Source organism: Phenylobacterium sp. (assembly GCF_036263695.1).
Classification (GTDB): domain Bacteria; phylum Pseudomonadota; class Alphaproteobacteria; order Caulobacterales; family Caulobacteraceae; genus Phenylobacterium.
Map to the genome: position 1 here is coordinate 1 of NZ_DATAGM010000047.1, position 6,748 is coordinate 6,748.

A 6,748-nucleotide genomic window follows, 5' to 3' on the forward strand; every position below is an offset into this window, starting at 1 on the left:
GACCCGCACGCCCACCCGCAGGTCGAGAGCTACTGGGGCAACGTCAACTGCACCGGTCCCAGAGCCTGCTATGACGAGGGCAAGCGCGCGGCCGAGACGCTCACGTTCGACTACGACCGGTTGGGTCGCGCCAAGGTGCGCGTGGCGCGGATCTTCAACACCTACGGGCCCAGGCTCTCGGCCGAGGACGGCCGGGTGGTCTCCAACGTCGTCAGTCAGGCGCTGGCCGGCGAAAACATCACCATCTACGGCGACGGCTCCCAGACCCGATCCTTCTGCTACGTCGCCGACCTGATCGAAGGCCTCATCCGGCTGATGGAGCACGAGGGGGCGCAGCCGGGGCCGGTGAACCTCGGCAATCCGACCGAGCTCACCATCCGCGAGCTGGTGGACGTGGTGCTGTCCCTGACCGGTTCTGCGTCCGAGGTCACCTTCCAGCGGCTGCCGGTGGACGACCCGAAGCGCCGACGTCCCGACATCACCCGCGCGAAACAGGTTCTCGGCTGGTCGCCTAAGACGCCGCTCGAGAAGGGGCTGAAGGCCACCATCTCCTGGTTCGAGGAGGAGGGGGGCTCGTCCCGCCGCCGCCCGAGCGCCGATCTGGACGAGGCGCTGCTTAGCGCCTGAGGAGGGCGCCATGTCGCTGGTCGAACACGCGCCCGAGTCCGGCAGGCCCTCGCCGGCCGGTCAGCGGAAGATCCATCCGCGGGCGGTGCGGGCCTACGACATCCGCGGCCGGGTGGGGGAGGAGATCGACGCCGACGGCGCCTACGGGCTGGGCCGCAGCTACGCGGCGGCGGCGAAGGCCGCCGGCCTATCGCGCATCGCCGTCGGGCGCGACGGGCGCATCAGCTCGCCCAGCCTGGAGCAGGCGCTGGTCTGGGGCCTATGCGACGGCGGCATGAAGGTCGAGCGGGTGGGGCTCTGCCCGACCCCGATGGTCAGCTTCGCGGTCCGCCGCCTCGGCCTCGATGGTGCGGTGATGGTGACCGCCTCCCACAACCCGCCGGCAGAGAACGGCTTCAAGATCCTGCTGGGCGACGACCGGGTTCACGGGCCAGGCCTGAAGGCCCTAGTGGAGACGCCCGCAGGAACGGAGCGGCCCGGCTACGCCCGCCGCACGGACGTGGGCGAGGCCTACGTGGAGAGCCTCGCCGCGGCCGCCGAGGGCATGGCGGACCTGTCGGTGGTTTGGGACTGCGGCAACGGCGCGACCGGCGAGATCGTCCAGCGTCTCGCCGCCCGGCTCCCGGGCCGCCACCGGCTGCTGAACGAAACCATCGACGGCCGCTTCCCGGCCCATCATCCCGATCCCGCGGTCGCCGCCAACCTGGATCAACTGGCCCAGGCGGTCACCGCCCACGGCTGCGACCTCGGCGTCGCCTTCGACGGCGACGGCGACCGGCTGGGGGTCGTCGGCCCTGACGGGCGGGTGCTCTGGGCCGACCAGCTGCTGCTGCTGCTCGCCCGCGACCTGCTGACGGAGCGGCCGGGCGCGGCCATCGTCGGCGACGTCAAATGCAGCCGCATCCTGTTCGAGGGCGTGGCGCAGGCGGGCGGGCGACCCGTGCTGGCTCCCTCCGGGTACGTGCTGGTGCGCGAGGCCATGCTGCGCGAGGACGCGGCGCTGGCCGGCGAGCTCTCCGGCCACATCTTCTACGACGCCGGCTGGGGGGTTGTGGACGACGCCCTCTACGCGGCCATCCGCACCTTCCTGGCGGTCAGCCGCCTGCCCGGCGGGCTGCCCGCCTTCCGCGAGTCCCTGCCGCCCACCTTCGCCACCCCCGAGCTGCGCATTCCCTGCGAGGAAGCCCGCAAGCCCCAGGTGGTCCGCGAGGTCGCCGAGCGCATGGCCGGCCAGGGCGGCGTGTTCGACGAGGAGCTCGGCTTGCGCGTCTCGGGCCCCGACGGCTGGTGGCTCCTGCGCCCCTCCGGCACCGAACCCAAGCTCACCTGCCGCTGCGAAGCGGCCCACCCCGACGCGCTGGAGCGGCTCAAAGCGCAGCTGGCGGCGGAGCTGAAGGCGAGCGGGGTGGAGGCGGAGTTCTGATCGTAGGCGCTCGCGCCCCCACCCCGCTCACCCCGTGGAAAGCCGGGACCCAGATCCAGGCTCGGATGTGGGTGGGAGGACCTCTGTGATCGTGGAGGGCGGCTCTGAGTCCGCCGACGGGGTCCCGGCTTTCGCCGGGATGAGCGGAGTAGGGGAGGGCGCCACCCCCAACAGCCCCAGCGCTTCGCGGTAGCCGCCGAGGGTGCCGACGTCGACGTAGGCCTCACCGGCCCGCACGCCGACCGCCTCGCCGCCGCGGGCGATCCAGGCGTTGATCAGGGTGCCGAGGTATTCGTCCTCGCGGTCGCGCTCGAGCCACAGGGCGTGTAGCTCATGCAGCACCCGGCCGGGCAGCTTGAAGGCGCCCCAGATCCAGCGGGTCGCGGGCGCGCGGGCCTTCACCTCAATACGCAAGACCCGGCCGGCCTCGTCGGTGACTACGGCGTCGAAGTTCTCCGGCCGCTCCACCGGGAACAGCAAGAACGCCAGCCTGTCGTCGGGCAGGCGCGCCAGGCCATCGTCGGGGAACCAGATGGTGTCCGGCAGGCCGACGACCACCGGCTCGTCCGGGTGGATCAGCGGCAGGGCGCGGAACAGGGCGTCGCACAGGCCTGCTGGCTGGGGCTGGACCACATAGGCGATGTCCACCTCCAGCGCCCGGGCCCCGTAGTAGCGCAGGATGTCGCTTTTGCCCGGGGCGATGACGAAGCAGACCTTGGTAGCGCCCGCCCTGGCCATGCGCTCAACCAGGTATTCGCTCACCGCGCGCGGCCGCTCGACGGCCCCCTCCCTGCGCGTGCCCACCGGCAGCAGCTCCTTGGAGAAAGCCAGTGGCTGGATCCGCGTCCCCTGGCCGGCGGCCGGCACGATGCCCCACATGTCAGGACGCCTCCTGCAGCCGGTTGGCGGGCGCGGCGTCCAGCAGGCGCAGCAGCTCGGCGGCGCGGTGGTCGCTGGTGTGCTCGGCGAGGGTCCGCTCGCGGGCCGCACGGGCGATGGCGGCAAGCTCGGCGTCGCTGAGCGCCAGCGCCGCCAGCGCCTCCTCGGTGGTGGTGGCGGTCAGAATCTCGCGGCCTGGCGTGAAGAACAGCTCCAGCCCATCGAAGACATCGCTGAGCACCGGACAGCCGCAGGCGGCGGCCTCGAACAGCCGACCGGACGGGCAGTAGCCGAGCGCGGCCATGTCGCCCCGCGTGGCGTTCAGCGTCAGTCGCGAGGAGGCGAAGAAGGCCGGGTGCTCGGCCGGCGGCACGTGCTCGATCAGGAAGATGTTGTCCGCCCACGGGAAGTCCGCCCCGTACCCGGACCCGCCGAGGATGAACCGCCGATCGGGCATGCGCCTCGCCGGCTCGGCGAACAGCGCGCTCACCGCCGCCTGCCGGTCGGCCGAATAGGTGCCGAGGTAGGACATCTCGCCCCGGAAGCGGTCCTCGGCCGGCGCCGGGCGGTGAACTGACGGGTCCACGTGGCCGTAGAGCGGCGCCGTGCGCCGGGCGCCCAGATCGCGCTCAAGCCGGGTCAGCGCCTCGCCGCCGGTATAGCTGAGCACCAGGTCGAAGCCGGAGAGGCCCTCGGCCGGCAGGTAGGCCACCTGCTCGCCGGCCGCTAGCCGGGCGAGGGTGACGGGCGTGTCCATGTCGTAGAACAGGCTGGTGCGCCCGTGCTCGCAGGCCAGCGCGCAGGCCGCCGGCCCATCGGGGCAGTAAGAGGTGACGATCACCGCATCCGCCCCCCGCGCCTCCGCCGCCGCCCGGCTCTTCACCGCGTCCCAGTCGGCGTAGAGCACCAGCTCTCCGGCCGGCAACTCCCAGAGATCCCGGTGCCGGGCGTAATAGGGGACATCCTTCTCGAAGAAGACCACCCGCACCCCGCGCCGCGCGAGGGCCCCGATCAGCCCGCGCCAGAGGGTGGCGTGGCCGTTGCCCCAGGAGGAACTGAGGGTCAGGCCGAAGATGACGATGGTCCCTTCCACGCTGGGTGCAACACCCCTCCAAGGTGGAGGTTCCGGGAACGTGGGTTCCTGCTCCGGGTTGGTTGTAGGAGGCCAGCACAGGGAAGCCATTGATGACGCCGTCCGATACCCGTGAACGGGTTACCTGGCCTCGCTCCGACACCGGCGGGCCGGACATGGCCGGTGTCCTGCGCCGCAACATCGAGGCCATGCGCGAGCAGCGGCGGCGCGACCAAGCGGGCGCCAGTCGGCAGGACAAGGTCGCCCAGGCGATCACCGACTTCGCCGGCTCGATGCGGTTCGTCTACCTGCACCTGGCCGTCTTCGGGACCTGGATTGTCGTGAACCTCGGGTGGATCCCGCTGATCCCCCGCTTCGACCCGACCTTTGTGGTGCTGGCCATGATCGCCTCGGTGGAGGCGATCTTCATCTCGACCTTCGTTCTGATCGCCCAAAACCGAGCCGCCGCGACGGCCGAGAAGCGCGCCGACCTCGACCTGCAGATCAACCTGCTGGCGGAGCACGAGATCACCCAGCTGATCGCCCTGGTGTCGGAGATGGCCAATAGGATGGGCGTCGAGCGGAGCCGCGATCCCGAGCTCGAGGAGCTCGCCCAGGACGTCGCCCCAGAGGTGGTGCTCGAGGAGCTGGACGACGACAAGCGAAAGCGCAAGGCCGTCTAGCCCGGGCGCTCTCCATGAGCAGGGTTCCCCGGGCGGCCGAGGCTGATCTAACCTATGTGTGCGACGCTCGGTTCTGCGCGCGCGTAGAACCGCGGAGTGGATTCGAAGACGGGTCCGGACATATCCACCCTGGAGCCTACGTGGCCGATCGCAAGGACGTTTCTCCCCCGCATATCCGGCTGATCGCCAAACTGGAGGCCATCGGGACCGTGACGGAGGCGGAGAAGGCCGCGCTCGCGAGACTCCCCTTCCGGTTGCGCAGCTTCGCGGAGAACGCCGACCTGGTGCGGCAGGGCGATGCGCCGCCGGAATGCTGTCTCATCGTCGAGGGCTTCGTCTGCCGCTACAAGCTGCTGGGCGAAGGCCAGCGGCAGATCATGTCCTTCCACCTGCCCGGCGACATCCCCGACCTGCAGAGCCTGCACCTGAATGTGATGGACCACAGCGTGTCGGCGCTCACGCCGGTGACGGCGGCCTTCATCCCGCACGACTCCATGCATGCGCTCACCCGGGAGCATCCCGGGATCACCGCGCTGTTCTGGCGCGACACCCTGATCGACGCCGCGATCTTCCGGGAGTGGCTGGCCGGCGTCGGGCGACGCACGGCCAAGACGCGGATCGCCCACGCCATTTGCGAGGTCTACCTCAAGCTGCGCGCCGTCGACCTGGCCAGCGATGGCGGCTTCGAGCTGCCGATCACTCAGGTGGAGCTGGCCGACGCCCTGGGGCTGTCGCCGGTGCACGTGAACCGCGTGGTGCAGGAGCTTCGGGCTGAAGGCCTGATCGCCTCCAAGGGGCGGTTCGTCACCATCTCCGATTGGGAGCGGCTGAAGGCGGTCGGCGACTTCGACCCCACCTACCTCCACCTGCGGAACGTGGCTGCGTGAACTTCCGCTTCCTGCCCGTGCTCGTCGCTGCTGGCGATGACGGCGAAGGGCGGCTGGCGTTTTGCGACGACAAACTGGTGGCGGTGCTTGTGCGCCTGTCCGCCGTCCACGGCCAGGCGGCGGGCCGATGGTTTCTCGAGGCCGCGTTCGGTCGGCTCGCCGGGCCAACCCACCCAACCTTCGCCAGCCTGGACGAGGCGCAGGCGTGGATCGAGGCGGAGGTCGCGGCGCAATCGCTCCTGTGAGCCTAGGCCACCTGCGCCGCCCGCTGCTGAGCCGGCTGCCGCCCTTCAAGGTGCAGGTAGCTGGGATGGAACTCGGCCATGGCGCGCAGCGCGTCGTGATCGTGCACGCTCAGCCGCTGGCTGCGGAAGCTGATCGCCCCCGTGGCCCGCAGCTGCTGCAGGGTCCGGTTGACGTGCACCACCGACAGCCCCAGCGCATCGGCGAGATCGGCCTGGGTAAGGGGCATGTCGTAGCGGCCGTTCGCCCCCAGCCCGACGGCGTCCATGCGGGCGACGATCTCGCAAAAGAAGTGGGCCATCCGCTCCAGCGCCGCGCGCCGGCCGAGGCTGACCAGCCGCTCGGCCAGCATGTTGGCCTCCGCGCCGGCCAGACGCGCGAACGCCGCCCGCAGAGACGGGCGCTGCATCGCCGCCTCCAAGGCCGGGTAGGGGATCAACACGCCGCGGCAGGTGGTCAGCGCCTCGAGCGTGTCGTCGCGCGCCTCGAAGGCGGGGGTCAGGTCGAGCGCGTCCCCGGGGATGTGGATCGACAGGATCTGCCGGGCGCCGGCGGACCTGACGCGGCTGCGGCAGGCCATGCCTTGCAGCAGCAGGGTCGCCCCGCCGAGCCGATCGCCGGTGCGCGCGATCGCGGTCTGCGCGGGCGCCGTGAAGGTCGTCCTGGGAAGTTGCAGCAGGAGCTGCAGGTCGTTCGTATCGATGGGGCCGGCAGCCCTCAGTCTCGCGAAGAACAGATCGAGTATGGTCAAGCTTGTCTCCCGTCGTCTACGGGAGTGTCGGCCAATAATCGCCGCCCAAGAATATCCTGGGTTAACGCTGTGCGGATTTATTGACCGGCCGGTCTTTCCCGAACCCTATGTCAGATTTCGACAATCGCGTATTCGCGGCCGCGTTCCCGGGTCAACAGCGGGCGCGCCACATTGTATACAGGA

At 70.6% G+C, this 6,748-nt stretch carries 8 protein-coding genes; 5 read left to right on the top strand and 3 right to left on the bottom strand.

Annotated features, from left to right (window positions below):
• The coding region (locus VHK87_RS01775) for an NAD-dependent epimerase/dehydratase family protein (protein ID WP_329633178.1) at positions 1-627 on the top strand (627 nt) is incomplete at its 5' end.
• 10 nt (positions 628-637) lie between these two features.
• Positions 638-2,050, top strand: a complete 1,413-nt coding sequence (locus tag VHK87_RS01780; RefSeq protein WP_329633179.1) for a phosphomannomutase/phosphoglucomutase — start codon at positions 638-640, stop codon at positions 2,048-2,050.
• 27 nt (positions 2,051-2,077) lie between these two features.
• On the opposite strand, the gene VHK87_RS01785 is transcribed toward VHK87_RS01780, so the two are convergent.
• A complete protein-coding gene (locus VHK87_RS01785) occupies positions 2,078-2,929 on the bottom strand; it encodes a nucleotidyltransferase family protein (protein WP_329633180.1) in 852 nt (283 codons plus the stop codon).
• A 1-nt stretch (position 2,930) separates the two neighbouring features.
• On the bottom strand, positions 2,931-4,022 hold the full coding sequence (locus VHK87_RS01790; RefSeq protein WP_329633181.1) for a CgeB family protein: 1,092 nt from the start codon (positions 4,020-4,022) through the stop codon (positions 2,931-2,933).
• A gap of 92 nt (positions 4,023-4,114) precedes the next feature.
• On the opposite strand from VHK87_RS01790, the gene VHK87_RS01795 reads away from it, so the two are divergent.
• The 3 genes from VHK87_RS01795 (at position 4,115) to VHK87_RS01805 (ending at position 5,816) form a co-directional block, all read left to right on the top strand.
• Positions 4,115-4,684 (top strand): DUF1003 domain-containing protein, encoded by a 570-nt coding sequence (locus tag VHK87_RS01795; RefSeq protein ID WP_329633182.1) that lies wholly within the window; start codon positions 4,115-4,117, stop codon positions 4,682-4,684.
• A gap of 140 nt (positions 4,685-4,824) precedes the next feature.
• Positions 4,825-5,571 (top strand): Crp/Fnr family transcriptional regulator, encoded by a 747-nt coding sequence (locus VHK87_RS01800; protein WP_329633183.1) that lies wholly within the window; start codon positions 4,825-4,827, stop codon positions 5,569-5,571.
• Entirely contained in the window at positions 5,568-5,816 is a 249-nt protein-coding gene (locus VHK87_RS01805; protein WP_329633184.1) for a hypothetical protein, read from the top strand. The genes VHK87_RS01800 and VHK87_RS01805 overlap by 4 nt, the downstream gene beginning before the upstream one ends.
• A 2-nt stretch (positions 5,817-5,818) precedes the next feature.
• Here the strand turns inward: VHK87_RS01805 and VHK87_RS01810 are convergent, their stop codons facing one another.
• Positions 5,819-6,565, bottom strand: coding sequence for a Crp/Fnr family transcriptional regulator (locus tag VHK87_RS01810; protein ID WP_329633185.1), 747 nt, complete (start codon positions 6,563-6,565; stop codon positions 5,819-5,821).
• Between the last annotated feature and the right edge of the window lie 183 nt (positions 6,566-6,748).

Bases quoted from the DNA above. Each gene is read 5' to 3' on its own strand.
- VHK87_RS01795 (WP_329633182.1), top strand. From the start codon at position 4,115: ATGACGCCGTCCGATACCCGTGAACGGGTTACCTGGCCTCGCTCCGAC.
- VHK87_RS01780 (WP_329633179.1), top strand. From the start codon at position 638: ATGTCGCTGGTCGAACACGCGCCCGAGTCCGGCAGGCCCTCGCCGGCC.
- VHK87_RS01785 (WP_329633180.1), bottom strand. From the start codon at position 2,929: ATGTGGGGCATCGTGCCGGCCGCCGGCCAGGGGACGCGGATCCAGCCA.